At 36.3% G+C, this 26833-nt stretch carries 30 protein-coding genes; 10 read left to right on the top strand and 20 right to left on the bottom strand.

The features are described 5' to 3' along the window. Positions 1–20: 20 nt before the first annotated feature. Both cpaA and amvA read right to left on the bottom strand, forming a co-directional pair. Positions 21–1802 carry a metalloendopeptidase CpaA gene (gene cpaA, locus MKX14_RS02920; RefSeq protein WP_240281711.1) on the bottom strand — a complete coding sequence of 594 codons (1782 nt, stop codon included), beginning with the start codon at positions 1800–1802 and terminating at the stop codon, positions 21–23. A gap of 302 nt (positions 1803–2104) precedes the next feature. Then, a complete protein-coding gene (amvA, locus tag MKX14_RS02915; RefSeq protein ID WP_240281710.1) occupies positions 2105–3583 on the bottom strand; it encodes a multidrug efflux MFS transporter AmvA in 1479 nt (492 codons plus the stop codon). Positions 3584–3708: 125 nt separating this feature from the next. Between amvA and MKX14_RS02910 the strand changes: the two genes are divergently transcribed. After that, the gene (locus MKX14_RS02910) at positions 3709–4287 is read left to right on the top strand and encodes a TetR family transcriptional regulator (protein WP_240281709.1); all 579 of its coding nucleotides are present in this window, start codon (positions 3709–3711) and stop codon (positions 4285–4287) included. Positions 4288–4334: 47 nt separating this feature from the next. On the opposite strand, the gene lipL is transcribed toward MKX14_RS02910, so the two are convergent. The 3 genes from lipL to MKX14_RS02895 all read right to left on the bottom strand — a co-directional run bounded on the left by lipL (position 4335) and on the right by MKX14_RS02895 (position 7986). Then, positions 4335–5594: a serine hydrolase domain-containing protein gene (gene lipL, locus MKX14_RS02905; RefSeq protein WP_014207044.1), complete on the bottom strand. Its 1260-nt coding sequence runs from the start codon at positions 5592–5594 to the stop codon at positions 4335–4337. A 71-nt stretch (positions 5595–5665) separates the two neighbouring features. After that, complete coding sequence (locus MKX14_RS02900; protein WP_240281708.1) at positions 5666–6520, bottom strand: MaoC/PaaZ C-terminal domain-containing protein; 855 nt, start codon at positions 6518–6520, stop codon at positions 5666–5668. A 74-nt stretch (positions 6521–6594) separates the two neighbouring features. Continuing rightward, on the bottom strand, positions 6595–7986 hold the full coding sequence (locus MKX14_RS02895) for a 3-oxoacyl-ACP reductase (protein ID WP_016145715.1): 1392 nt from the start codon (positions 7984–7986) through the stop codon (positions 6595–6597). A gap of 235 nt (positions 7987–8221) precedes the next feature. Between MKX14_RS02895 and fadI the strand changes: the two genes are divergently transcribed. Beyond that, positions 8222–9790, top strand: coding sequence for an acetyl-CoA C-acetyltransferase (gene fadI / locus MKX14_RS02890; RefSeq protein WP_057062874.1), 1569 nt, complete (start codon positions 8222–8224; stop codon positions 9788–9790). Positions 9791–9856: 66 nt separating this feature from the next. On the opposite strand, the gene aceI is transcribed toward fadI, so the two are convergent. Continuing rightward, positions 9857–10291 (bottom strand): chlorhexidine efflux PACE transporter AceI, encoded by a 435-nt coding sequence (gene aceI / locus MKX14_RS02885; RefSeq protein WP_240281707.1) that lies wholly within the window; start codon positions 10289–10291, stop codon positions 9857–9859. 90 nt (positions 10292–10381) lie between these two features. Here aceI and yahB point away from each other — a divergent pair, with 90 nt between their 5' ends. The 3 genes from yahB (at position 10382) to leuE (ending at position 13119) form a co-directional block, all read left to right on the top strand. After that, a complete protein-coding gene (gene yahB, locus MKX14_RS02880) occupies positions 10382–11275 on the top strand; it encodes a LysR family transcriptional regulator (RefSeq protein ID WP_240281706.1) in 894 nt (297 codons plus the stop codon). 130 nt (positions 11276–11405) lie between these two features. Then, a complete protein-coding gene (gene tal, locus MKX14_RS02875; RefSeq protein WP_162285091.1) occupies positions 11406–12395 on the top strand; it encodes a transaldolase in 990 nt (329 codons plus the stop codon). 73 nt (positions 12396–12468) lie between these two features. Next, the gene (leuE, locus tag MKX14_RS02870) at positions 12469–13119 is read left to right on the top strand and encodes a leucine efflux protein LeuE (protein WP_016803130.1); all 651 of its coding nucleotides are present in this window, start codon (positions 12469–12471) and stop codon (positions 13117–13119) included. A gap of 51 nt (positions 13120–13170) precedes the next feature. Here leuE and MKX14_RS02865 read toward each other — a convergent pair whose 3' ends face one another. After that, positions 13171–13644: an Lrp/AsnC family transcriptional regulator gene (locus MKX14_RS02865; RefSeq protein ID WP_002115169.1), complete on the bottom strand. Its 474-nt coding sequence runs from the start codon at positions 13642–13644 to the stop codon at positions 13171–13173. A gap of 186 nt (positions 13645–13830) precedes the next feature. On the opposite strand from MKX14_RS02865, the gene MKX14_RS02860 reads away from it, so the two are divergent. Then, a complete protein-coding gene (locus MKX14_RS02860) occupies positions 13831–15009 on the top strand; it encodes a benzoate/H(+) symporter BenE family transporter (RefSeq protein WP_240281705.1) in 1179 nt (392 codons plus the stop codon). Between the two features lie 57 nt (positions 15010–15066). On the opposite strand, the gene MKX14_RS02855 is transcribed toward MKX14_RS02860, so the two are convergent. From MKX14_RS02855 to MKX14_RS02845, 3 genes are all read right to left on the bottom strand, one after another. Beyond that, the gene (locus MKX14_RS02855) at positions 15067–15510 is read right to left on the bottom strand and encodes an RDD family protein (RefSeq protein ID WP_240281704.1); all 444 of its coding nucleotides are present in this window, start codon (positions 15508–15510) and stop codon (positions 15067–15069) included. A gap of 267 nt (positions 15511–15777) precedes the next feature. Then, positions 15778–15951 carry a hypothetical protein gene (locus MKX14_RS02850; RefSeq protein WP_240281703.1) on the bottom strand — a complete coding sequence of 58 codons (174 nt, stop codon included), beginning with the start codon at positions 15949–15951 and terminating at the stop codon, positions 15778–15780. Positions 15952–16126: 175 nt separating this feature from the next. Continuing rightward, positions 16127–16354, bottom strand: coding sequence for a hypothetical protein (locus MKX14_RS02845; protein ID WP_002115208.1), 228 nt, complete (start codon positions 16352–16354; stop codon positions 16127–16129). Positions 16355–16644: 290 nt separating this feature from the next. Here MKX14_RS02845 and MKX14_RS02840 point away from each other — a divergent pair, with 290 nt between their 5' ends. Further along, positions 16645–17088, top strand: coding sequence for a universal stress protein (locus tag MKX14_RS02840; RefSeq protein ID WP_002115225.1), 444 nt, complete (start codon positions 16645–16647; stop codon positions 17086–17088). Positions 17089–17349: 261 nt separating this feature from the next. Then, positions 17350–18933, top strand: a complete 1584-nt coding sequence (gene ydiF, locus MKX14_RS02835) for an ATP-binding cassette domain-containing protein (RefSeq protein ID WP_240281702.1) — start codon at positions 17350–17352, stop codon at positions 18931–18933. A 68-nt stretch (positions 18934–19001) separates the two neighbouring features. On the opposite strand, the gene MKX14_RS02830 is transcribed toward ydiF, so the two are convergent. After that, positions 19002–19430 carry a PPC domain-containing protein gene (locus tag MKX14_RS02830; protein ID WP_240281701.1) on the bottom strand — a complete coding sequence of 143 codons (429 nt, stop codon included), beginning with the start codon at positions 19428–19430 and terminating at the stop codon, positions 19002–19004. A gap of 22 nt (positions 19431–19452) precedes the next feature. Next, positions 19453–19584, bottom strand: a complete 132-nt coding sequence (locus MKX14_RS02825) for a hypothetical protein (RefSeq protein WP_108011697.1) — start codon at positions 19582–19584, stop codon at positions 19453–19455. Between the two features lie 54 nt (positions 19585–19638). On the opposite strand from MKX14_RS02825, the gene yhbS reads away from it, so the two are divergent. After that, positions 19639–20145 (top strand): GNAT family N-acetyltransferase, encoded by a 507-nt coding sequence (gene yhbS / locus MKX14_RS02820; RefSeq protein ID WP_046813031.1) that lies wholly within the window; start codon positions 19639–19641, stop codon positions 20143–20145. 89 nt (positions 20146–20234) lie between these two features. Here the strand turns inward: yhbS and MKX14_RS02815 are convergent, their stop codons facing one another. The 4 genes from MKX14_RS02815 to dgdR form a co-directional block, all read right to left on the bottom strand. After that, the gene (locus MKX14_RS02815) at positions 20235–20597 is read right to left on the bottom strand and encodes a NirD/YgiW/YdeI family stress tolerance protein (RefSeq protein WP_240281700.1); all 363 of its coding nucleotides are present in this window, start codon (positions 20595–20597) and stop codon (positions 20235–20237) included. A gap of 247 nt (positions 20598–20844) precedes the next feature. Then, complete coding sequence (locus MKX14_RS02810; RefSeq protein ID WP_046813029.1) at positions 20845–21132, bottom strand: hypothetical protein; 288 nt, start codon at positions 21130–21132, stop codon at positions 20845–20847. Between the two features lie 272 nt (positions 21133–21404). Beyond that, positions 21405–21536: a hypothetical protein gene (locus tag MKX14_RS02805; protein ID WP_002114618.1), complete on the bottom strand. Its 132-nt coding sequence runs from the start codon at positions 21534–21536 to the stop codon at positions 21405–21407. 189 nt (positions 21537–21725) lie between these two features. Then, the gene (dgdR, locus tag MKX14_RS02800) at positions 21726–22595 is read right to left on the bottom strand and encodes a LysR family transcriptional regulator (RefSeq protein ID WP_240281699.1); all 870 of its coding nucleotides are present in this window, start codon (positions 22593–22595) and stop codon (positions 21726–21728) included. A gap of 222 nt (positions 22596–22817) precedes the next feature. Here dgdR and MKX14_RS02795 point away from each other — a divergent pair, with 222 nt between their 5' ends. Then, positions 22818–23672, top strand: a complete 855-nt coding sequence (locus tag MKX14_RS02795; RefSeq protein ID WP_240281698.1) for a DMT family transporter — start codon at positions 22818–22820, stop codon at positions 23670–23672. Between the two features lie 56 nt (positions 23673–23728). Here MKX14_RS02795 and MKX14_RS02790 read toward each other — a convergent pair whose 3' ends face one another. From MKX14_RS02790 to MKX14_RS02775, 4 genes are all read right to left on the bottom strand, one after another. Beyond that, positions 23729–23992 carry a hypothetical protein gene (locus MKX14_RS02790; RefSeq protein WP_240281697.1) on the bottom strand — a complete coding sequence of 88 codons (264 nt, stop codon included), beginning with the start codon at positions 23990–23992 and terminating at the stop codon, positions 23729–23731. A 163-nt stretch (positions 23993–24155) separates the two neighbouring features. Further along, positions 24156–25262 carry a minor capsid protein gene (locus MKX14_RS02785; protein WP_240281696.1) on the bottom strand — a complete coding sequence of 369 codons (1107 nt, stop codon included), beginning with the start codon at positions 25260–25262 and terminating at the stop codon, positions 24156–24158. Between the two features lie 183 nt (positions 25263–25445). Beyond that, positions 25446–25688: a hypothetical protein gene (locus MKX14_RS02780; RefSeq protein WP_240281695.1), complete on the bottom strand. Its 243-nt coding sequence runs from the start codon at positions 25686–25688 to the stop codon at positions 25446–25448. Between the two features lie 570 nt (positions 25689–26258). Further along, complete coding sequence (locus tag MKX14_RS02775; protein WP_240281694.1) at positions 26259–26831, bottom strand: lysozyme; 573 nt, start codon at positions 26829–26831, stop codon at positions 26259–26261. Positions 26832–26833 lie beyond the last annotated feature (2 nt).

Here is a 26833-nt window from a genome sequence, read left to right as displayed (position 1 = left end):
TTTACAGCTAAAAATAGAAATTAGTTATATAGAGAAATTTTCAGTGCATTCAGGTTAATAACACTGACCGCATCAATTTTTCCTTCTACACCTAAACGTACACCATATTTCGGGTTGTATAGATATGGACTCGAATAGAAATTAATATTATTGCCACCCATTGCAGTACTTCCTAACGGATGGGCAAAACCTGAGCCAATATTAGTTGAACCATTATGGTACAGACCAAGATTGTGCCCGACTTCATGACGCATGGCCGCGAAAGAACAACCTGCAATATCATTTGCGCCAATCATGTTATATGCAGAAGCATTAATCCAAGCCCAACCACAACCGCCATCACCTGGTTCATTACCTTGATAATAGACACCGTCTGCCAATACACGTTTTCGCTCATTTTGTACCGTCGTGTCATCTCGTCCAATAGAGATTGCTTCTTTTAACGTGGCAGCAGGAATTTTGTAAGTTAGGTAACCTACATCTCTTAAGTAAAAACGCGCATTCGAATTTTCAGCAGTTAAATTCGTTAAATTTACGCCTTCAATCATTCTAAGTTTTGCAGCGCTTTCTCCTAAAATTGAGTTTACCTCTGGGCTAGAAACCAACAACATATCAATTGTATAACTATCTACTGTCCAGCCTTGAGCGGTGTAAATAAAACGGCGATTTTCACCATTTTTAATTGCTGTCGACAAACCATTAGCAGCATTAATATAGGTGTCTGCCGATGCATTTGATACAATAACAACTTTATCTCCGACTTGAGCTTTAGCAGGTAGTTGCAAGGTCGGCTGCCAATTTAATGTAGACAGTTTCACCTTTAAAGTGGGCTGAGTCATATTCGGTAAAGTTGCAGGGATTGTTGCCGTTGAATCAATCACCTTTGTTGGTGAAGAGATCAACTGCCAATAGCCTTTGTCACTTACATACATAAACTCATATTGATCGCCTGTTTTAAGCGTTAAAGTCGCTTGGCTATTAATATTGGTGTTATTAATTTTTGCAGACCAAGTCGCTGTAGACTTGATAATAATTCTATCACGATCACTTGCAGTCGCAGGTAGAGTGAAATTGGAAACCCAATTTCCATCTCCAAATGAAACTTCCGTTAGCGGGCTACTTACCGCGGCTAAAGATGTTCCGATTTGCTGAACATTTAGCTTCTGTGGTTTTATATATTCTGGAACCCATTTTCCTAAAGCAGAATAATATTTAAACCAATATTCAGATCCATTTTTTAATATAAAACTGCTCGGGAATAGTAAATTTGTTTTATCAATGTCCGAACTTGCACTTGCTGTAGAAACAACTTGTACGGTTGTTCCATCACGTACATCACTCGGTAATGCTATGGTTTGTGCCCATTTGTCATTTTGAATAAGTACTTTTTGCATTGATGCAGTTGTTAATGGAACAACTTCATAGGTCGCACCATTGGTAGGACTCACTGTCGCTAACTGAGCGATCCATTTATTTTGACTACTATTAAAGATGAATTGGTAAACATCTCCACTATTTATCTTTAAAACCTCTAACGGAATATTCGTATTAGAAGTATCTAAATAGCTACTATAGGCAGCACTAGAACGAATTGTAATTTTGTCCAAATTATTAGCGCTTGTGGGTAAAGTGAGGTTTTTGACCCAATTCCCATTTGCTAGATTAAATTCTAAATCTGAATAACCGGATGGAATTGATCCACTATTATTATTCTGATTTGGTGAAAGTACAGTTGCGGCATATACAAGTGAAGATGCAACAATTGCTCCAATAATGAGTGATGTTTTTAATTTAAAATTCACAGCAGCCTCTTTTATTTGTTTTTAGATTTTTCGAATAGCAGATTAACAAACCAGTTTTTTATAGTCAATTTTTGATCAATTAATTTTTTATTAAATTTCAATTACATGACCACTAAATCATTTTAAAATAAAAATATGAAATTTATTAAAGAATAATCTTTTTATGAGAACTAAATAACTAATAATATTCTGAGATGAAGAAAGCTTTATCAATTTATGTGTATTTAAAAATTATATTTATAACAAGAAAAAGAGAGAAATTTCTCTCTCTTTTTCCACAACTGTTAAGCTTGTTTAGATCATTAACTTACTTTCTTTGGAAAACTCAACCAAACAAATACAGTTAAAAGGAAGAAACAAATAGCTGAAATGGTAAGCACCCAACTATGGGCATAGCTAAAAGCTTGCTGCGCAACTGCAATTAATTGTCCTCCCAAAGGATTTTCAAGGTTAGACGCTAATTGCATGGTTTCACCAATCGAGATACTCGCTTTTTCAATTAAGTCCGTTGGGAGCTGTTCTGGCAAAACAATTGAACGGCTATAAAACCAAGATAACATTAACCCAAATATAGTAACGCCCAAACCAGCCCCAAGCTCGTAAGCCATCCCTTCAATGGCACCTGCTGCACTCGCCTTTTGCGGAGGTACAGATGACATAATCGCAGCAGTTGAAGCAAGTAAGGCAATCTCAATGCTAAAGCCTAAAAAGACCATACACGTCCATGCTAAAAAGTGGTCAGTTGAAAAGTTAAGCTGGGCAAGTCCCCATAGACTAAATCCACTTATTAAAATACCAACAGTAGATACAAGTCTAAGTCCCCATTTATTTAAACAGATTCCAGCTAATGGACCACCTAAACTAATCGCGATCATGAATGGAATAATAAACATGGCTGCCTGTAATGGTGAAAACCCATGCACAAACTGCAACTCTTGAGACAAGAGTAATTCAAAGCCAACCAAAGCAATCATGGAAACCACGGCCATAACAATACTGGTAGAAATCACTGGATGTTTAAACAATTCCAGATCAATCATTGGCGTTGTAGCTCTTTTTTGGCTTCGAATGAAGTGGATTAAAGTACTTATGCCTACCACAAACATCACGACTGTAAGTACCGAGAAGTTATACATCGCCGATTTGATTGAATAGATCAGGCTTAAAATGGCTACCACCAAAACTAAAGCTTGTCCTAAATTAATTGGCTGATCAGTCTTCTCTTGTTGTTTAGGGATAATCATCACAATCATGACCAGAACCACTAAAATAATCGGAATGTTAATGAGGAATACTGCTCCCCAATGGAAGTGTTCTAGTACAAAACCACCGACTAATGGACCAAAAGCTGCTCCACCACCACCCACTGTAGACCAAAGACCAAGTGCAAAATTTCTCTGCTTTTCTTCGGTAAAGGCATTACGGATGCCGGATAAAGTGGCAGGAATAAGCATCGCTGCCCCTAGCCCTAAGACAGCACGAGAAGCTATTAGCGCGTAAGCTGTTGGAGAAAAAGCTGCAGCTAACGAACCAACACCAAAAACTGCGGTTCCAATAAATAATAATTTTTTAAAGCCAATACGATCACCGAGTGCACCCATCGGTAAAATCAAACCCGCCATAATCAGTGAATAAATATCAATGACCCATAAAAGCTGATTGGCAGTTAAATTCAATGCTGCACTTAAAGACGGTGTTGCAACATGCATCACCGTTGCATCAATCGTAACAGGTAAATAAATGAGGACGATAATTGTGAGGATTAACCATTTTTTTTGCATAACGCTCTTCGATATCCAAAACTTGGACATGTGTTCAAATTGCGGTTATTATATACACAATTGGACACTTGTCCAACTTTAAATTTTAATGTAGTTTGTGTCGAATTCAGTCAGGTGTAAGAAACATGGCCTATCTTAATCGCGATCAACGCAGAGAAATGATTCTGCAAGCTGCCATGCAAATTGCTTTGGCTGAAGGTTTTACAGCCATGACGGTACGCCGAATCGCAACAGAAGCACAAACCTCTACCGGACAAGTCCATCATCATTTTTCTTCGGCATCTCACTTAAAAGCTGAAGCTTTTTTAAAGCTGATGGAACAGCTTGATGAAATTGAACAAACTCTCCAAACAACTAGCCAATTTCAAAGACTCTTCATCTTATTAGGTGCAGAAAATATAGACAGGCTTCAGCCCTACTTACGTTTATGGAATGAAGCTGAACTCTTAATTGAACAAGATATTGAAATACAAAAAGCGTATAATCTCGCCATGCAAAGTTGGCATCAAGCTATTGTGCAATCGATCGAATGCGGTCAAAAAGAAAGCGAATTTAAAAATAGGTCTAATTCCACAGATATTGCATGGCGACTCATTGCCTTTGTTTGCGGATTAGAAGGGATTTATAAACTTGGTTTACAAGGTTTAGCTGAAGAAGATTTTAAGCGTCATACCGAAGCAATTATTCGCCTAGAATTATTATAAATGTTGAGCTGGCATTGCTTAAAAATACCAGCTTTAAAATACTAAAATTAGAACCAGCCTTTACGGCCTTTTAAAATTTGGTCTGTGCAACGTAAGGCTTCTTGAGTCAGTCCCCACAAACGATAATCGCCTGTGATTGAACCAATCTGGAAGTTATGAGTATAAGCAAAGCTGAGGTCACGCTCAGGATCGCACCATGCACCTGAACCATTGTAGCCAATATGCCCAAATCCATTTTTAGCGCGTTTACCCATGGTAATAATGCGGTGATATCCTAAGCGCCAATTCATCGGAATTGGCATAACACGATCACGTGCATAACTTTGGATGGTGCTGAGCTCTTTAAATACTTCTGGGCGAATAATTTGCTGTCCGTCCCATTCACCTTGATTTGCCAGCATCGCATAAATTTTAGCAAGACTATTTGCAGTAAAAGTGCCGTTCGCCGCTGGAATGACTGCTTGCAATCCCTCGTCACTAAAGAAACTAAGATGTTTCATTCCTTTTGGAATCATGGCATCTTGAAAGTCTTGCGGGTCTTGACCCGTCCATGTAATCATTTTTTCAGAGAGTGAACTCTTGCGCGTCTGTGGCTTTTTAGGTTTTTCAACTTGAGTAGACGCTGGTTTTTCTGGTTTTGGTTGAATAATTAAACGTGCTACACGATCCAACTCATTTGCAGGCGTACCAAAATAAGCGCCGTCTAACTGCAACGGTTCAACAAGATATTTTTGCATGAGCTGATCTAAAGATTGGCCAGTTGCTTTTTCAAGTACACCACCCACAAGCCAACCAAATGTTAAAGCTTGATAAGCATTACCCTCTCCTGCAAGGAATCTTGGCTTAGTCGCCGCGACCACATCTAACATGTGTGACCAGTCGAGCATTTCTCGCGCACTTTCGATGATATTTCGCACATCAAACATGCCACTTTGATGGCTTAGCACATGACGCAATGTCATTTGCTCTTTTCCATTTTGAGCAAACTCAGGCCAATAAGTCGCAATCGGTTTGTCGTATTCTAAAAAACATTCACTTACTAAAATATGCGCTAAAGTTGCAAGTATGCCCTTACCTGTAGAATAGCAGACTGCCAATGTGTCAGGTTGCCAAGCTTCGGTTTGTGATTTTAGACCGGTGTAGATATCTACAACTTTCTGACCTCTAAAATAAACCGCTAAAGCAGCTCCACCTTGTCCTGTTCTAGCATCTTGAAGACGGCTAAACTGGTGAGCTAAATCAATAAAACGTTCATCTAAAATACCGTGATAGTTATGGGTATCGGCCAGTAAAATTTCTTTAATCACATGAATTTCCTTGCATTTTTTGTTATTTTGCTCAAAAGCAGCCCAAACCTCTGTTCAGGCTGCTGATATTTTTATAATGCTTTTACTGTTCCTGCAACATGCGGTTTTTGTGATTTCGCATTACGAATCAAGAAATCAGTCTTTTTATCTACATTGGCAGTTAAAAACTCAACTTTTGACGGTAAGAACATTGGCAGCTTAAACCATACATCTGCTTCATAAGCATCTGGTAATTCAAGGTTTGCTAATGCTTTAGCTTTGCTCCACATACCATGCGCAATGGCTTGCTTAAAGCCAAATGCTTTTGCAGTAATGGCATGAATGTGAATTAAATTAAAATCACCAGACACTTTCGCATAACGGCGACCTGTGTTTTCTAAAATATTCCACTCTGCCTTTGGAACATAAGCTGGTGCTTGTTCTTCTTTGGCTTTCTCACCTACTCTTTTCTCGACTTTTTGGCGAGATAAATAAGTCGTTAAACCTTCCATCACCACTTCATTGCCAACTTTTGCTGTGGTAATAAAGTCAAACTGAACACCTTTATCATGCGGTTTTAGTTCCCCAAATTTACATGACAAAGTGAGTTTTTCAGTTACGCCAATCGGTCTGGTCTGTTTAATCTGGTTACGGATATGCACTAAACCTAAAATTGGAAATGGAAAGGCTTCTGCCGTCATCATGTGCATTTGCAAACTTTGAGAAAGTACCGCTAAATAAATTGCCGGTACAAAGCCATTATTTTGAAAGCCACATACTTCGTTATAAGCTTTGAGATGGCTTTGATCAATTTCTAGGCTATCTACCACATATTCAACTTGCGGTAATATTTTTGGACCTTTCGGCTTTTTAAAAATTAAACCTTGCACTACTTTTGGATAAGCCAATGCCGCTTTTGGTAGCTGGCTAAAATGACGAGTATTCATACCTAACCTTTTATAATTTATAGATTCTTGAATAAAAAAGGGATGCACAAGCACCCCTATTTAGCTAAAAGTGCTTAAGCGCCCAACAAGCTTTGACCACATACACGCACAACGTTGCCATTTACCCCTGTAGAAGCAGTTGATGCAAACCATGCAATCGTTTCTGCTACATCAACAGGTAAACCACCTTGTTGCATTGAGTTCATACGGCGACCAGCTTCACGAATTGCAAATGGAATTGCCGCGGTCATTTGAGTTTCGATAAAGCCAGGTGCTACTGCGTTAATGGTAATACCATTTTTTAGAATAGGCGCAGTAAATTTCACTAGGCCAATTACACCCGCTTTCGATGCAGCATAGTTGGTTTGACCAAGGTTACCAGCAATACCGCTAATTGATGATACACAAACGATTCGGCCATTTGCATTTAGACCATCGTTTTCTAACAAGTAGTCATTTACGCGTTCAGCAGCAGACAAGTTAATGTTAATGACCAAGTCCCAAAGCTCTGGCTTCATGTTTGCCAAAGTTTTGTCACGTGTAATACCTGCGTTATGAACAATAATATCTAAACCGCCTTGTTTTGCTGCAGCAGCTTTAATTTTTTCGCCCGCATCAGCAGCCGTAATGTCAATTGCCAATGTAGAACCGCCAATGTCAGCTGCTACACGGTCAAGGTCAGCTTGTTGTTGTGGTACGTCTAGACAAATAACATGCGCACCGTCACGCGCCAACACATGTGCAATCGCCTCACCAATACCACGGCTTGCACCAGTTACTAACGCAGTTTTACCAGCAAGCGGTTTTGCCCAATCAACATCAACTACATCTGCTTTAGAAACACGAATCACTTGACCAGATACATAAGCTGAACGTGGAGAAAGCAAGAAACGTAAAGTTGATTCAAGGTTTGCAGCAGCACCTTCATCAACATAGACAACTTGAGCAGTAATACCCTTTTTAAATTCTTTACCTACAGATTTGATAAAGCCTTCAAGTGCACGCTGAGCAATCGCTTGTTTTACAGTTTTTGCAGTTTCAGGAGTTGTACCAATCACAATCACTCGACCAGAAGTCGCAACTTGACGTGCAATCGGATTAAAGAATTTATAAAGTTCATTTAACTGTTCTGAGTTTTGAATACCAGATGCATCAAATACAACTGCTTTGAATTTTGATTCTTTATCGCCTGCATTGAATGGACGTAAATTTAAACCAACTTTTGCAGCTTCTTGTTGCAAAGCAACATTATTGCCTACATAGCTATCTGCATGAACATTGCTAAGTACTTGTGCAATCGCACCAGACAAAACACTTGACGGCGCTGCGCCAACCAATACTGCACCATTCACTACTGGCTGAGCACTTTCAAAACGCTCTAATACAACTGGCGATGGTAAACCCAGATTTTTAACAACGAATTTACCAATAGGAGATTGTGTAAATGCTTGGTATTGATCAGTCATGATTATTATCTCTCAAAGAAATGAATTTTCTACGACAGGCTTCATTATGTTATGAGATGGATAGAAACAATATGAAAGCAGTCGTTCATTAGAGTTACTCCAAATCATACTTGACTTCATCTTTGGATGTCTTGACCTGAATGCTATCTACAATGTCATTCTAGTCAATACAGGCCTATTTGAATTGTGTTAAGGTAGCTTACAAGAATATCGTTATTATGCTTGGAAAAGCCTTATGAGCAAAACAACTCAAGAAAATCCAGCAGTCGAGAATTCTGCTCAGGAAAAAGTGTCAAATACATCAAAGTCGGCTTCTAACACGGCTAAGCGTAACAGCACTACTCCTAAAGCAGCAACTAATACATCAAAAACGACACGTACTCGTTCAACGACTGCACCTGCACGTAGCCCTCGTACCAAGAGCGCTGCTTCAGAAACCTCGTCTACATCTTCAAATGTAGCTGCAGCACCAAAAGCAACAAAAACCAAAACTTCTGTTCAACAGGATAAAACCATGAGCCAAAACACTGTTCGCCGCGTTGCAATTATTGGTGGCAACCGTATTCCATTTGCACGTTCAAATACTGCTTATTTCAAAGCGTCAAATTCTGACATGCTGACAGCAGCATTGAATGGTTTGGTTGAACGCTTTAACTTACAAGGTAAGCGTATTGGTGAAGTCGTTGCTGGTGCTGTTTTAAAACACAGCCGTGACTTTAATATGACTCGCGAAGTTGTATTGAGCACAGATCTTGCTCCTGAAACTCCTGCTTATGACATTCAAATTGCTTGTGGTACAGGTTTACAAGCAGCGTTTGTAGTTGCAAACAAAATTGCGCTTGGTCAAATCGACGTAGGTATTGCAGGTGGTGTAGACACAACTTCTGACGCTCCGATCGCTGTGGGTGATGGTTTACGTAAAGTTTTACTTGAGCTCAATGTAGCTAAAACGGGTAAAGACCGCCTTAAAGCCTTAACAAAAATTGATTTTAAAAAGCTTCTTGATGCGCCAAGCAATGGTGAACCACGTACTGGCCTTTCAATGGGCGAGCACCAAGCAATTACTGCATTGGAATGGGGTATTACTCGCGAAGCTCAAGACGAACTCGCTGCAAGCAGCCATCAAAAACTTGCTGCTGCTTATGAGCGTGGTTTCTTTGATGACTTAATGACTCCATTCTTAGGTCTTAACCGTGACAACAACTTACGCGCAGACAGCACAGTTGAAAAACTTGCTAAATTGAAGCCAGTTTTCGGTAAAGGCGAAACTGCAACAATGACAGCGGGTAACTCAACTCCGTTGACTGATGGTGCTTCTGTGGTATTGCTTGCTTCTGAAGAATGGGCAAAAGAAAATGGGCATGAAGTTTTAGCTTATCTTTCTTTCTCTGAAACAGCAGCTGTTGACTTCATTGGCAAAAATGGTCCTAAAGAAGGTTTATTAATGGCTCCTGCTTATGCAGTACCTCGTATGCTTAAGCGTGCTAACCTTAAACTTCAAGATTTCGATTTCTACGAAATCCATGAAGCATTCGCATCTCAAGTGTTGTCTACTTTGAAAGCTTGGGAAGATGAAAAATTCTGTAAAGAACGTCTTGGTTTAGATGCACCTTTAGGTTCAATTGACCGTTCTAAACTGAACGTAAATGGTTCATCTTTAGGTGCAGGTCACCCATTTGCTGCAACTGGTGGTCGTATCTTAGCAACTGCTGCTAAATTGATTAATCAAAAAGGATCAGGCCGCGCATTAATCTCGATCTGTACAGCAGGTGGTGAAGGTGTGGTTGCGATTGTAGAAAAATAATTTCTATTTATCGACCAAAAAAATAAGCACCCATCTGGGTGCTTATTTCATTTCAATCTATGTGAATTAATGAAGTGATGCTGCTTTAGCATTTGGGAAAAACTTATCTTCAATATGGTCATAGCACCACTGGAAAATAAAGGTATAAACCAAAATACATAAAGTTAAGCCAATATCTAAAATAAGTGCATCAATGACACTCATCTGGAGCATATAGGCAATCATCGGTACTGTTGCAAGCAATAACCCACCTTCAAAACCAATCGCATGTAAAATCCGTACAGGGATCGTTCTTTCCCAATTATATTTATGCTCTACTTTTTCAAAATAGTGGTTAAAAATCATGTTCCAGAAAACTGAAACCACTGCCATAAACACACCGAGTGTTCCTGTTACGTCCATCGGCATATCAAAAATAAAACTTAATGCAATCGCAATGATGACCAATAAAATTCCTTCATAACTGATTGCATGAATGAGTCTTCTCTTGGAAATCAACATTTTTAAATACTCAATAATTACTTGGATAATGTGTATTTTATTTTTATAATATTGATTAATCCAATCAGGTTCTTTCAGTTTTTTTGACAGATGAATATTAATCAAGAACAACTACTCATGTTTCAAGCCGTGATTGAGACCGGCTCTTTTTCTGCAGCAGCCCGTAAACTTGGCAAAGTTCCTTCGGCTGTAAGCATGTCTATTGCCAACTTAGAAATTGATCTGAACTTAACATTATTTGACCGTAAAGGCCGTGAACCCATCCCTACTGACGAGGCTCGGGTCTTATACGAAAAGACATCTCAGCTTTTGATTGAGATGAATCAATGGAAACAGCATGCTCGCGCCTTAAGTACAGGGTTAGAGGCTAATTTAACTCTTGTGATTGTGTCGGAACTTTTACACACTAATTGGACCGACTATATTTGTCTTTTAGAGAGTCGTTTTCCAGACTTACAAATTAATATTGTGTCTGCCCCTCAAGAAGATGCACTGCAAATGTTATTAGACGGGTCTGCCCAACTTGCACTGATGTTTGAACGCGAGCACCTAGATAACAGAGAACAATTTGTAGAGCTTAAACGTGAGGCCTTAATTCCAGTTATTTCAAACAACCATCCTTTAGCAAGCCAAAATCAGGTTTCTTATGAGCAGATCCTCACTACACGACAAATTGTAGTTGCAAGCCGAGATGAGACTTTAAAACCAGAATTACTTTTTTCGAAACATTATTGGCGCACCGATAACCACCACTCCGCTTGTTTAATGATCTTGCGCAATTTGGGTTGGGGTGTACTTCCTCAAGAAATGTTTAAAGAAAATCCTGAATTAAAAAATAAACTTAAAGTATTGGATTTATTAGATTTCACTCCCCGATTTGAATATTATGTCGACTTGGTATGGAGTCGAGAAAGTGAGCTTGGTGCCGCTGCTAGATTTTTGATTGAACATATCCGTAAGCAACGAATGCAACCACTGCCTTAAAAATATTTCAAATTAGATGCAGAACCTAAACGTTTTTCTTTGAAATATAACAATTGATATATCGACAGCATGAATAGACTTTGTGCTATAAAGAAAACATAAGATTTATTACTGAAGATGTTGAATATCAATGACTCATACAGCACTTGACCAATTAAAAACATTAACGACCGTTGTTGCCGACAGTAGTGACCTTGATGCAATTCGTAAATTCCGTCCATTAGACGCAACGACTAATCCTTCATTGATTACGGCAGCAGCAGAACAACCAGAAAGTAAAGAGCTCATTGAAGATGCTTATTATCAAGCCAAAGAAGAAGGCTATAGCAACGATGAGTTAATCGAAAGAACCATTGATATTTTAACCGTAAAATTTGGTGTAGAAATTTTAAAACTGATTGAAGGCCGTGTTTCAACTGAAGTTGATGCTGCTCTTTCATATGACACTGACGCAACCATTCAAAAAGCCCATGAATTATGTGAACTTTACAAAGGTTATGGTATTGATCAGTCTCGCATTCTGATTAAAATCGCATCGACTTGGGAAGGTATTCAAGCTGCCAAAGTGCTCGAAGCTGAAGGAATTGCTTGTAACCTCACTCTCCTTTTCGGTTTGCATCAAGCCCAAGCGTGTGCAGATGCAAAAGTGACTTTAATCTCACCATTTGTAGGCCGTATCTTAGACTGGTACAAAAAAGCTGAAGGTGTAGACGCTTACCCAATCGAAAAAGACCCAGGCGTAGTTTCAGTTAAGAAAATCTACACTTACTACAAGCAGCAAAATATTCCAACTCAAGTGATGGGTGCGAGCTTCCGTAGTATAGATCAAGTGCTTGGTCTAGCTGGATGTGATTTGCTAACCATCTCACCAAGCTTACTTACCCAGCTTGAACAAGATAACCGTACAGTCGATGCAGCACTTGATGCATCTCAAGCAAAACAAGCAGAAGCGATTGTTAGACCAGCTCAAGATGAGCAAAGTTTTAAAGATGAACTTAACCATGACTTAATGGCATTCCAGCTTCTACAAGGCGGTGTTGATGGATTCATTAAAGCACGTGACCAATTAAGCCTTTTGTTACGTCAGTCTTTTGGAATTGATGCGGAAATAAAATCTTAAAAAACTGCACTTTTCATACAAAATTGCCGATTTTTGTTATCATGATAAAAATCGGTTTTTTATTGGGTTTCTCGTGTTCGGCATAACAGATTTAACAACATATATTATTGGTACATTCCTAATTGTGTTATTGCCGGGGCCCAATTCTCTTTATGTGATGTCAATCGCTTCGCGCTATGGTATTAAAACCGGATATATGGGTGCATTCGGTATTTTCACCGGTGACCTTATTTTAATGCTATGTACAGTACTCGGAGCTGCGTCTCTTCTTAAGGCATTCCCATGGGTATTTGTCATTCTTAAATTAACAGGTGCACTTTATTTATCTTATTTAGGTTTTAAACTGTTGCAAGGCAGTATTCAACGCTGGAAACAACGTAATCAAACTCAACCAGAAATGGCTGATTTACCTGCTTTAGATAAAGTTCATCCTTATAAAACAGCACTCAGTATTAGTTTACTCAACCCTAAAGCGATTTTATTTTTCCTCTCTTTCTTTGTTCAATTTGTTGAACCAGATTATGCTTATCCTGCTCTGAGCTTTTTAATTTTAGCAATTATTTTACAGATCATTAGCTTTAGTTATTTAACTGCATTAATCTTCTCTGGAATTAAACTCTCGGCATTTTTTAAAGAAAACCATAAAATTGCTGCAAGCGGAATCTTTTTAGTAGGAATTCTATTTTTTGGATTTGGTTTAAAACTAGCAACCTCAACGATTTAATTATTTTAATCTAATAACTTTTGCATTAGAAAGTTAAAACATAATGAACTGCTAAAAGTCCAGCATGCCATCTGTTTTAACTTCATTAAGTACAAAAAAAGTTCTGACTTGTCTTACTCCGGGTAAGGCAATAATCTTTTCACTATGAAATCGGTTAAACGCTGCTAAATCTTTAACACGAATTTTTAGGAAATAATCGACTTCTCCCGCCACCAGATAACACTCTAAAACATTTTCCAAATCACCCGACGCTTGTTCAAATGCTTGAAAGCTATCAGGGGTTGAACGATCCAAAACTACACCGACTAACACCACAGTACCACGTTGAACCGTATTAGGATTGATCCGAGCACGGACATCCAAGATTGCTCCAATCTTAAAAAGACGCTGAGTATGATTCCAACAAGATGATGTACTAATACCTACAAGTTTTGCCAATTCAGCATTACTTAAACGCCCATTTTCCTGTAAGGCACGCATAATTTTCAGTTCTAATGGAGTTAAATTTTCAGCTTTCTCATCCATAAAATAATATTCTTGATTCATTGTTATTTATGAAACAAATAATAGCATTATTTAATAATTTAAAAACATTATTTATTTTTTAACCTAAAGATAGAAAGCACCTTCTTAAAAAAAATTGTTAAATTCACCCCAACTGGAAGCAATGGCAGAAGCCTATTAATTTTTCTTGGATTTAGAACACGTATCATGCAAAAAATTCTTCAAGATTTTTCAATTCCAGCAGTATTTGCTGGTTTTATTACCTTTCTCATTGGTATTAGTGTTTCGGCCGTTTTAGTGATTCAGGCAGCTCAAGCTTTAGGTGCTTCACCTGCACAAATCACTTCATGGTTTTGGGCTTTGGGTTTGGGTATTGGCTTATCAGGACTCATTCTTTCTTGGAAATTTAAATATCCTGTAGCGACGGCGTGGTCAACCGCAGGTCTTGCTTTAATTATGGCAACAGGTAGTGGATATAGTTTAAATGAAGCGATTGGTGCTTTTTTAGTTGGTGGTTTACTAACAGCTATTTTAGGCTTCTCAGGTATTTTTCAAAAAGCGCTGTCATACATTCCTCAAAGTCTAACAAGTGCCATGCTGGCAGGCGTCCTACTCAAATTTGGTATTTCACTTTTTGCAAGTTTACAAAATGATTGGGCATTTGTTTTATCCTTACTTGGCATTTATGTCATTACAAAAAGATTATGGCCGCGTTATAGCATTGTATTTACCGTAATTGCTGGTATTGCCCTATGCCCTATCTTTTTAGAATTTCATATGCCTACAATTCAGTGGTCTTTAGCAAAACCTGTTTGGATTAGTCCTGACTTTAGCTGGTCAGCACTTTTGGGTTTAGCACTACCATTATTTGTAATTAGTATGGCTTCTCAATATTTACCGGGTATTGCCATGATCAAAAGTTATGGCTACAAACCACATGTAAATCAACTCATTGGCTGGACAGGTTTAACCCAAGTGGTGCTTGCACCGTTTGGCTGTTATAGCGTCAATATTGCTGCGATTAGTGCTGCCGTAAGCTTAGACGACCAAGTTCATTCTGACCCAAGCAAACGCTATATTGCAGGTATAAGCTGTGGTTTTTTCTACATCTTAATGGGTTTGTTTGCTGCAACACTCACAAGTTTATTGATGTCTTTCCCCCATATTTTTATTGTAGCTTTAGCGGGTATTGCATTACTTGGTACGATCAGCCACAACATTGCGATTGCTTTTGCTCAAATTGAAGAACGTGAAGCTGCATTATTTACCTTTTTATGTAGCGCTTCGGGTATTCAATTCTTCGGGATCGGCTCAGCATTTTGGGGATTGGTGGTCGGAATTATTGTATTTGTTGTGCTCAAATTTAAAGCCAAAAAAAGCGAATAAAAAAAGCGTTCATAGCTCCCTATTTTCAATGCTATGAACGCTTTTTAGTGTAGTTTCTTATAACTCTCTTACTACGACTGATTTTGCCATTTTGTCGTGCCAGCCTTGTTTTTTAGCGTCAAATGCCACCCAAAAAAGACCAATACCAAATACTAAAATTGATGGAATATAGCCAATATATCGAATAATGCTCTGCATGACTGTGAGCTTATTACCTGTTTTTTCATCTAAAACTTTTAATCGCATCAAACGTTTGCCGGGTGTACCTGCAAAATACAACCAACATAAAACTGAATACAAGAAAGGAAATGCGTAGTTCACAATCAGATCAAACCAATAATTTTGTGGCTTACTACTTAAGCCTGTAACAAATACTAGGTCGTAATCTCCCCGATAAAAAATCCATGCGGCTAGAATAATTGCTAAACAAAGAATAAGACTATCAATAATCATTGCGCCAAATCTTAACCAGAACCCTGCATACTCATACTTATAAGTCATGCCTACCTCACTTTGTTATTGTTTAATAGCTAAAATGGTCTTACTACTTTACTTTTATCCTAAATGAAACTTTTTTATTTTTAAATACTTAAATAAATTTTAAATTTCTTACTTTTATATTTTATTTTAATTATTTTGATCAAAAAATATCATTAACCACATATTTCTACAAAAACTTAATTTAATCTTTTAAAAAACTGACATTTTTTATGTCAGTTATATCGAAATACGTTTATAAATAAATTAAATTACAAATAAATATTATATTTATTGCCAAAATAAAATATCTATTTTAAACTCTTTTTTTAATAAAAGTGCTGCAAATAATAGAGCCAATCCGATTGTAATTAAAAAAACACTTAAACTGATTAATCCATAAACAATTGTTATACCGCCTAATATAGCTAAAATATAAAATATAATTACACTGAATGTTGGCATTTCAATTTATTCCACTACTTAAAATAAAAGCAATTTATTCTATCGAGTTTATAAACGATTGCTGTTTTCAAATGTTGATTACACTATGAATTTGTATCTTCATACAATAATCATGTTATTAAACTTATTTAATGTTACTTTAGTTTAATAAACAGTGATGGAATTCACATAAGTTTTATTTGATTTCAAAGTAATGCTTTTCAGTCACAAGTTTAATTTTTAAGTTTTTATATAAGCGTTCTTTTGAGTCTTCTAGTGAAGGAACAACTTTTTCTGCAAATTTATCTTCAGTCATCAGTCTTGCATAAGTTTTGTAGCCAATGATTAACTTTTGAGGTTCTTTACCTGTTTGACTAAACTCTTCAATGAGTTTATTGACTTTCTTTGCTGTTAAATCTGCCATCTTTCTTAGCCCCCCTTTAATTTACTATTTTGTTATACGGCGTCTTTATGACAGAAATATGAACCGTAATTTTTTGTAATTTTCATGTAAATATTAACAATTATTGGTCTACAGCATACTTATCAGTTCAAAACCAGCAAAGAAATCAATTCAACTATTTGATTTATATTTATTTTGTTTAATTTTAATTACTTTTAATTGAATAGATGTCTCCATAGAATGAAATATGTTAATCTTTAATTAATAAAAGCTTCATACATATAACAACTGTAAATAAGAGGAATAACATCATGAATTACCAACATATTATTGTACCAGTAGATGGTTCTGAGATTTCTTTAGCAGCAGCTCGACAAGCAGCTCACATTGCAAAAGCATTTGGTAGTAAATTGACCGCCATTAGTTTGGTTGCGGTAGATCCTTTTAGTGGCGTAGATTTTTATTACATCTCACCTGTTGTAAAAGATTATTTTGTTGAAGCACGCGCCAACGCAGAAAAAACTCTCGCAAAAGTTAAAGCTTTATGTGCTGAAGAAGGCATTGATGCAGAGACTCAAATCATCCAAGGTGAAATTTCTTCAGATGGTATTTTGAAAGCCGTAGAAGACTTAGGTTCTGATTTAATTGTGATTGGTTCGCACGGTCGTAAAGGTTTCCAAAAACTAATTTTGGGTAGCTTTGCTCAAGATGTTTTAAATAGCACCAAGATTCAAGTTTTAGTTGTAAAAGAGTAAAATTCTTTAAAGATAAAAACCCAATCCTATGATTGGGTTTTTTAATAAAATAACTTATAGAAATTTTACACCCACTAAAAAACCCTATAGAATAGTTCACTATTCCATCAATTTCGTGAGTCACGCCAATGAAGTAAGTCTTTTTTCTCATCAATTTTTTCTTTTTTTGATGTGCAAAATAGACTATTTTTTGTGATTTACTGTCTCTATTAAAAATTATCATTCTCCTATTTTGTACATCCTGTATTTATGAGGTTTTTTATGACTCAGCAGGCATGTGTAATATCGCAACTTACCTTAGAGTTCCCTTCAAAGGTAATGTTTAAGCATCTAAATTTTAGTCTTGAATCGAATCAGGTCTCTGCCCTAATTGGTCGTAATGGCCAAGGCAAATCTTTGCTTATGCAATTGTTAAATGAGACGCTTGCATTAGATTCAGTTGTTACATCAGGGCAAATCTCCTGGCATGTAAAACATGCGTATTTACCTCAATTGCATCGTTTGACGGCACTGACGATTGCTGAAGCCTTAGATATCTTAGATATTTACGACACTTTTAAAAGAGTTGAACAAGGTAATGCCGACTTCGATGATTATGATTTATTGGAAGGTAAATGGGACCTGCCCACTTTATGGAACAACCTCTTAGAATCTGCCGGTCTACCAACAGATTTAGATTTCCCAGTTAAAAATTTAAGTGACGGTCAAAAAACCAAATTGGCTCTAAGCTGTTTATTTTTAAAATCAGACCACTATCTATTACTTGATGAGCCTAGTAATCATCTAGATCAGGAATCTAGACAATGGTTAATCGATCATTTAAAAAAACACCCAGCAGGTAGTCTTATCATTAGCCATGATCGGACTTTATTAAATGAAGTCGACCATATTTATCATTTAAATGAACATGGTCTACATCACACCACCGGAAACTATGAAAAATTTTATGGGCAGTATCAAACCAATATTGCAGCTCTAGAGCAATCTATTCAACAGAGCCAACGTGAAGTTAAGCACATGAAGCAAAAGCAACATGATGTATTAATGAAAGCTCAAAAACGAGAGCGTGCTGGCAATAAATTAAGAGAATCAAATTCTCAAGCCAAGATTTTGCTCGACTTTAAAAAGGAACAAGCAGGCCAAAGCATTGCTGCTATACAGTCTCAACACCAACGTCAGATTTCGAACAGTCAAAATGATTTAAAAGATAAGAAATTGTTTCTCGAAACTGTTAAACCTCAACAGTTTGTCTTCCCGTCTTTTCAAAAGAAATCTGGTGAAATTCTGCGGATTAAAAAATTGAAACTGAAACATGGTACTCAAAAACCCATTGATCTAGCTGTACAAGCAGCTCAAAAAATTCGCATAGCAGGAGAAAATGGTATTGGAAAATCAACTTTACTTAAGGCAATTCATGCAGAGAACAATCAACCCTGTGACAACATTCACTTATCTGTAGAGTGTTTCTATCTCGACCAGAACTTTAGCTTTTTGTGTGATGAAATGACTGTTATTGAAAATTTATCTCACATGAATAATGAACTTTCAGAACTCGAATGGAGAAATTTGCTAGGTCAACTTCGAATTCGTGGGGATAAAGGTACCCAACTATTGTCTCAGTTAAGTGGTGGTGAAAAATTAAAAGTAGCTTTATTGGCTCTTAGCCAGTTAAACCCTGCACCTGAACTTCTGTTATTAGATGAACCAGAAAATCATTTGGATATTGAATCTAGAGAGCTACTTGCTAATGCTATTCAGAGTTATGAAGGTGCGGTATTGCTCGTTTCACACGATCAACTGTTTGTTGAAAGCTCGGGCATTCATGAGTCATTTTCTTTAATATAATCGTTAGTAATATACCAATTTTCAAATTTACTAGTTCTCATTTGAGAGCTAGTAAATTCCATCAGTTATTATTTTTTCACTTTGTTTAATAACTCGAGGTCTAAAGTATATTTCACAGTTTTATTTTTACGAGCACTATTACGCATTTGATAAACTTGAATAATATAATCGCCGTCAACTGGTAAAGTAAGCTCTCCATTAAAACCTATAGTTGAGCCAATTAATAATGCGTTATCTTTACCTGGCTTCTTACCAGGTGCAAAAATATTAATGTAGGCTAAATTCCCCAGACTATTGATATCAAATTTTAATATTTGGCCTTTGTTCGCATAAACTCTATACCTTACATCATCGTAGCCCTGAAATTTTCCAGTTAAGGTGGTATGTGGTGAACCTTGTAAGAAATTAACTTTTTGCTCTACATTTTTTGCAATAACAGCGAATGGTACAGTCGAAATTAGTGTAGATAGTAATATTGTTTTAATGATTTTTTTCAATTTCCAGCCCTCAGAATTAACTTTAAATTATTATATTAAAATTAATTTTATAAAAATTTACTTTATGTATGAGTTTGATGAGTAATAGTTGCTTTTTATAACCAGTAAAAAATAAAGTATGTTGAAAATCTAAATTACCTTTCTCTTTTAGAATAAGAATTTAAAAGTTAAAGCGTATGGTTAATCCATAAATCTGGAAGAATTTTTAATGAATATTATTATTCGTGATGAGCAAGCCGAAGATATTGAAGCCATTGAAGAATTGACAAAAGCAGCTTTTAAAAATGCTGAGCACACAAGTCATACCGAGCATTTTATTGTTAATAGTCTAAGAGATCACGGACAACTTACTATTTCTCTAGTTGCAATTGAAGATGAGTCTATTATTGGACATATTGCTATTTCTCCGGTTGAGATTAGCTCAGGCAAAATAGGTTGGTATGGTTTAGGTCCTATCTCAGTTCATCCAAATAAACAAGGATGCGGTGTTGGCTCTCTTCTCATCAATAAATCACTAGAAAAATTAAAACAACTTGCCGCTCAAGGATGTGTTTTATTAGGTGATCCGAATTATTACAGCCGATTTGGTTTTAAAAATTATCCTGAGCTAATTTTGCCCGATGTACCGAGTGAATATTTTCAGGCTCTAACTTTCTCGGGCAATATTCCAAAAGCGAATGTCAAATACCATGAGGCTTTTAATGCGACGCAATAATAAAAATTACTATCTTCAAAAGAAAACTCCTAAAAATAGGAGTTTCTTTTTCACTGGTTTTGAATAATATTTACTTAAAATATCAGCTTTTATTTAACACGCTCAATTTGGAAAACTTCAATATCAGTCGGCTTAACTCTATGCTTATCTACCTCACCAACAACACGTACTTTATCCCCTGCTTTTAGTGCAAGAGGTTTCCATAAGTCATCATCGATATCAATTATGATTGAACCCGTAGCATCTTTAAACTCAAAATGATCCCCACCAATATGCTTTACGATCGTACCAGTTAAAGTTACTCCAGATTCATCAGCCAAATTTTTTACTTTAGCCACAGTGACTACATTTTTTGTTGCTTCTTTTAATAAAGCTGCATCTGGTTTAGCCATCACGGCACTACTTCCTAATAAAGCAAATCCAGCCAATGCTGTTAAAAGTATTTTTTTCATGACGATTACCTACTTTTTAATATTCTTAGTTATATAAACAAATTCTTTTAAAGTTATAGATTTAGCTTTTGTGGCTTTTTGTATCTTATTAGGATTTTTGTTTAATGAGAATAAATAGTAACATTAAAAAATTTCTTTAAGTTCTCTTTTCCAACAACCATTTTATAGCCTTTGGTTTGTCTTGAATTTACTTAAGAAAGCTTTTTCTTAAGTAAATTAAACTCAGCATTTAAATATCACTTCATTGTTAAGCAACAAGTTGTCCTAAACTCAATAAAATATTTATGGCTTTTGCCTCGTCATCGGTTTGCATAACAATCATTCTGTCATAAGAAATTCCACCAACCTCAATATAAATTTTTGGATGTGGAAGCTGAGGGATATAGACTTTTAGTGGTTGATAAAGAGCAAGAAGATAACCGAATGAATCATAAGGATAATGATCATCTTTTAATGTCTTCTTTATAACAACATAGTTGTTCAATATATTTAAAATAAAACCATATTCATTTTCAGAATGAAATTTAGCGTCCATACCTACCTCCTTGATTAGTTAATATTTTTATAATCAAACTTAAAGGTTAAATTTCTGATCTGAGGATATTTGAACCAATTTACTTTAAATATAGAGTTCTATTTAAAATAATTAGTGTCGAGTTTAAATATATTTAAAACCAAGTGTATTAGTCAACATATTTTGAACGGCGCCATTAAAAATAAATATTTTGAGTTGCAAATCACACTTTAAGAAAAATAAAAAGATATAAAAAAACCCATCTTACGATGGGCTTTAGGCATTCAACTAGATTATGAATCTTTATCCATTGAATGAGGAGTTGTGGTTTTATCTTGCTGTTTTGTGTCGTTTTCACCTTGGCAAGCACTCACACTCAAAGAAATAAAGGCGGCTAAACCCAAGGTCGCTATAATTTTTGTCATGTTTCACCTCATGAATTGTTCAGATTGATGAGTTAATAAATACTTTTTATTAGTTTTACGATCAGCATAGGTTTCTAGGCTTTTTTGTAGATTTAGCGCAAAAATGTAAAACTATTTAGTTTTGACTTTAAGTGCTCATTTGAATTTAACTCAACAAATTCAAAGCCGAGCACCTAAAATAAACTTAAATTAAATATTAACTGAATGCCTGAGCGTTTTGAGGAGTAAGTCATATAAGTGATCTACAGCTTTAGACTCCAAAGATGCTCGACTCCGATAAACAGCGGCCTCCATAGGTTCTAAAGGTCCTAAGCCATGATCAGCACTTAAAATAGTTAAATGCTCAGGCGCACTACACTGTGTGAACACGGCAATTGCTAAACCACTTTCCACTGCTGCAATTTGACCAGCTAAACTTGAACTGTTGTATACCACCCGATAACGGCGTCCTTGTAATGCTAAGGAATTAATAGCGCTTTTTTTGGCTTGACAGGTACTTTCATAAACTGCAATTGGGAGTGGATCTTCTCGCCAGAGTTCAAACTGTGGAGAGCCTACCCACACCATTGGTTCATGAAATAAAAGTGTTCCTTGACGAGCGTTATCTCTCGAAATTAATGCCAAGTCTATATCCCCAGTTTCTACCCGTGGTATTAACGAAGTAGACTGCTCACAAATTAATTCAATTTCAACACCTCCATAACGTGGAGCAAAACGCTTCAGTACGGGCGTTAAATATTTTGCAGCATAATCATCGGGCACCCCAAGGCGTATACGCCCCTTCAGCTCATCTCCGTGAAATGCCATTTGGGCTTCTGCATGTAAGTCAAGAATACGACGCGCATAACCTAAAAGTAGCTGTCCTTGAGACGTTAATTCAATTTGTCGGTGCGTTCGTATTAAAAGTTGGCAATGTAGAGCTTCTTCAAGTTTTTTTAATTGCATACTAACCGCTGACTGTGATCGATATAACTCAGGTGCTGCATTTGATAAAGAGCCCGTATCTACTACAGTGACAAAACACTTTAGCCAATCAATCTGTAAATTTTTTAAAGTCATTAGAATTTATCTATTCGATTTTCAAATAGTATATAAAAGAATTATGCGCTTTTCTTTATTTATTGTCTCTCTCATACTGAGCTTATAAGAAGTTAAAACAATTCATTTTTAACGTCGCTAACGGTGAATTGATTAACAACTGAATAACTCGTTAATCACTGTCCTTACTCACAATTTTATCACTTCGTATTTCTCAGGTATTACGCACTAGGAGGAGGTTTTATGCGCCTAAATAAACAGATGCTTGTGTCACAAAGTGCGACATCCACTTTCGTTTTACTTTGGGGGAGTGCTGCGATTTTTACTCGATGGGGACTCGACAGTGCCTCACCTATAGCATTATTAATTCTACGCTTTGCCACAGCTTTGTTTGTTCTGTTGTTAATTGCTATTTTTAGAAAAAGACTTTTACCTAAGTATGGATCTCGAAAGCAAGTTTTATTAACTGGACTACTGATTATTGCAGGTTATTCAATTTGTTATTTTAAAGCCATGGCTCACGGAGTCACCCCTGGTTTAATGGCCACAATCATGGGAATACAGCCAATCTTGACGCTTTGTCTTTTAGAAAAGAATTTACAAAAAGAGAGATTATTAGGTCTATTGATTGCTTTAGCCGGACTCATCCTTTTAGTGTGGAAAAGCTTAACTATGTCTTTTATCGCTCCAATCGGAATATTCTTTGCCTTAGCAGCACTGATCTGTATCACTTTTGGTGCCATCATGCAAAAAAACATTCAACAAGCCCCTACAGATGTTTTACCGCTCCAATATATAGTTAGCCTTCTAGTTTGTTTATTTATAGTTCCATTTGAACATTTTGAAATAACGTGGAATTCACAACTCATTATTTCGGTTTTATTTCTTGGAATTTTAATTTCTGTGGTTGCTCAACTTTTACTTTACCGTCTTCTAAATCAGGGCAATCTTGTAAATGTGACAAGCCTATTTTATTTAGTCCCTGTTGTTACTGCACTTTTAGATTTTTTAATTTTAAAAAATAAGCTGCCGCTTGCAGGCTTAATAGGAATGATTGCGATTTTAATAGGCTTAACACTTGTATTTAAAAAGAAATAACTCATTTAAGGTACATTATAAAACCCTCGACTGAGGGCTTTATGCTGAGTTAAAGACTAGTCTAAACTTTTCCAATCTTTACCAATTTGAGCTAATGCTGGCAGTTCATCGCTATTAAAAACATTACAATTACGATCAATAGCAAATCGATAGATGGGCACAGAATCAGCTTGAGTTTTTTTATAGAAGCTGAAATTTTCAGTAATATGGTAATTGCCGGCTTCTGTAGATTTTACAGCTGCTCCTGATGGAATATGAATATAACTTTCACATTCCACTTCAATATTATTTCCAGCAAGATCTTGGTAGGAAAATTTCATGTTTTGATCCTTTCTAAATTTTTATGATTGAGAAAAAATTAACATGCTATCTGGCTAGATTATTGAAACTTTTTTCAACTAATTGTTTAAGTGTGTATATTTAGTTAAAACTAAAAAGTTATTTAAGCTAAAAATCCTATTTCTAGTACTTCTACTCTCTCTCTCACAATCCCAATACTTTAAAAGCTCGTTCATCAAGTTCTTTAAGCTCCTCAAGTGTATATAACCGTCCTTCTGGATCAAAAAACTTATCAAAATCAAATTCCCCTTCTTTATATAGTTGATATCTTTTAGGCCCTAACCACTCTTTTTGAAAGAAATCATCTGTTAGTTTAAAAAATTCTTTAAATGACATATTTGCATCTAATTGGCCAATTAACTGTTCACGTTCATTTTTAGGAATATCCCTAAATTTTCTTTCATCCATAATGAAGGCTCGGCTACCAACTAGCTGACCATCTTCATGAGTTGGAACTAGAATACTGCGGCAATGAGGATGCAAAGGCGGAACTTTTTTTGTAGGATCATTGATATCCCACACACGACTATCAAGGGCTGCACATATTTTTGAGGTTCTGCCATCAAGAACACTTACAAATCTGACATATTCAAACTTTAACTGTTTATAGCTGTTTAAATAGGCCTGATTGGATATATGACTTCGAATCGTACGCACAGTTCGTTCAATATCAATCTTAGAGCTATTTAGTAGTCCATCTTCATATTTAAGGCGTTTAGTCCCTAGAATCCTTTGAATAATTTGTTGATTCGTCGCTCCAGTATTGAGGCCATCCCGAATTGCATACTCAACTCTTTGACGGGCTACCTCGGCAATTGTAGAAAGTAACTCATTCACCAATGCTCCACCTGCTAAAGGAACACGTTTAGCAGCTTTATAGAGCTGTTCACCTTTTAACTCGTTATGTTTACCACCAAAAATTTTTGACATATATCTGACTTCATAGACAGCCAATGCCACAGCAGAGATGGTAAAAGTTTCAATGAGCACATCGTTAGTGGTATTAAACCACTGAGAAATCAGTGCACGTATCTCTTTTAATGGGGCTGTTGAGTAAAGCCCACCCGCCAATGCGGTTTTTTCCTTTTCATTTAGCTCATCTAACAGCTTACTTAGTTTGGTAAGCATATTAACTGTTTCGGAATTAAATAAATTAAGAAGTTCATTGACCGATCTTGAAGATGCTCGGTATAGATAAGCTTGATGTTGAGTCAGAACATCAAAAAGTGATTTCTGATGAAGATTAACCATAAAAATTACCTCTACAGAATTGCCCTTTTTATTATTTTCTATTTGTTTGTCTTACCTTATGTAATTTGCTTATTATTAATATCTCTAGAATAAGTTATGACTAACAAGTGTACCTACGTAAAGTTATTTAGCTAACAGCTTATCCTTGTAATTTATATCTTTATAAACTTGTCTCGTATCTAACTACACAATCTCTTTAATGCTGAGTAAAACAGCATTACTCGGAATATTTTTAAGTATTTTCTTTTGTTGTTTTCGCCATTCTTTATGAAATTTTTTATCAGATTGTTCAGAAAAACTGTCTGTATTCTTATTAGCATATGTAGTATCCGTATTTGATGATTGTATACATGGCCAATTGTTTAATTGAGGTGTTAAAACCGCATTACTCATCAATGAAAGTTCTTCTAATCTAATTAAGTTCATATTTACTTCCTTGCTTATATCTAGCTTCTGATGTCTTCAACATGTTCAAACTTTATATTGAACCGTTAAAAGATAGCTATTGTTTTATTTCCTAAGCCAATCAGAGCCTACACAAATACCACACCCTTAAAAATGCAAAGTGCAAGTTTTGTGTATTGATTTACCAATGATGTAACTTGCTATACGCTCAAATAAATTAATTTTAAATAGAATGAAAAAGCTATTTATAAGGTTTTCTTCTCTGCTCCCTTAAATTCAGTTATACTGTTCTTAGTATGAGATGAGCCTTATATAGTTCATTGGTAGATCAATGAATGACTAAGCCCTTCGCTTTCGAGCAAGGGCTTTTTTAATGCGTGTAATTTGGAAAAATTACTTTGATCTGACTCAGCAATTCAAGCCTCGGTTTGCCTTTACTGAACAGGTCTGTTAGATTGGTCTTGTTCATCAACTCCTATTGTCGATGAATACTGAAGCCTGATTCGTAGCATCAGGCTTTTTTTTATGCCTAGATTTTATTAAAGATCGGAACGGCTTTTCTGATAAAAGCCTATAAAAATTAAAAAGACTCTACGATTCTAAAAACAATTTCTTTTCAATAGCGCGGCGTCTAACCAATCCAGCCAAACGTTTACCGCCTGCGTTTACCCATACATCAAATTGGTTTGCGGCCCCTTTGTAATCACCTGAATTTAATTTTTTTAATAAGGTCGATTTTTTAAAGGCTCCTGCCCCGATGTTATAACTTAGTGAGACTAATGCGTCGAATTGATTTTGCTTTAAAGGAACTTTTACAGCGCCATTGACTGCACGCTCAAATATTTTCAAATCATGCTGCATATATACTTTGGCCTGCTCAAGAGTACATGTGTCGCCTTTTTGAACGCTCAAACCATTTGGGTATCTGGTTGTGCCATAACCAATGCTCCAGACACCTACGCCATCATCATAAGCACTGAGTCTTAATCCTTCAAAATTACAAATATGGTTTACCCCTTCCTGACTCAGAGACATCCCATCTACCGCAAAACCAATTTCCTGATCGCCATTGTCTGTTGCTGTAGCAATCGAGCTATTTGTAGCGGCACGTAACCGAGACTGAGTAGTAAAAAGCTTGCAAAGATAATCCAATATTTTTTGCATCT

The sequence above is a fragment of the Acinetobacter pittii genome, from assembly GCF_022449185.1.
GTDB lineage: Bacteria > Pseudomonadota > Gammaproteobacteria > Pseudomonadales > Moraxellaceae > Acinetobacter > Acinetobacter pittii_I.
Note: the sequence above shows the minus strand (reverse complement) of the source record. Positions and strands in the feature narration are given on the sequence as shown.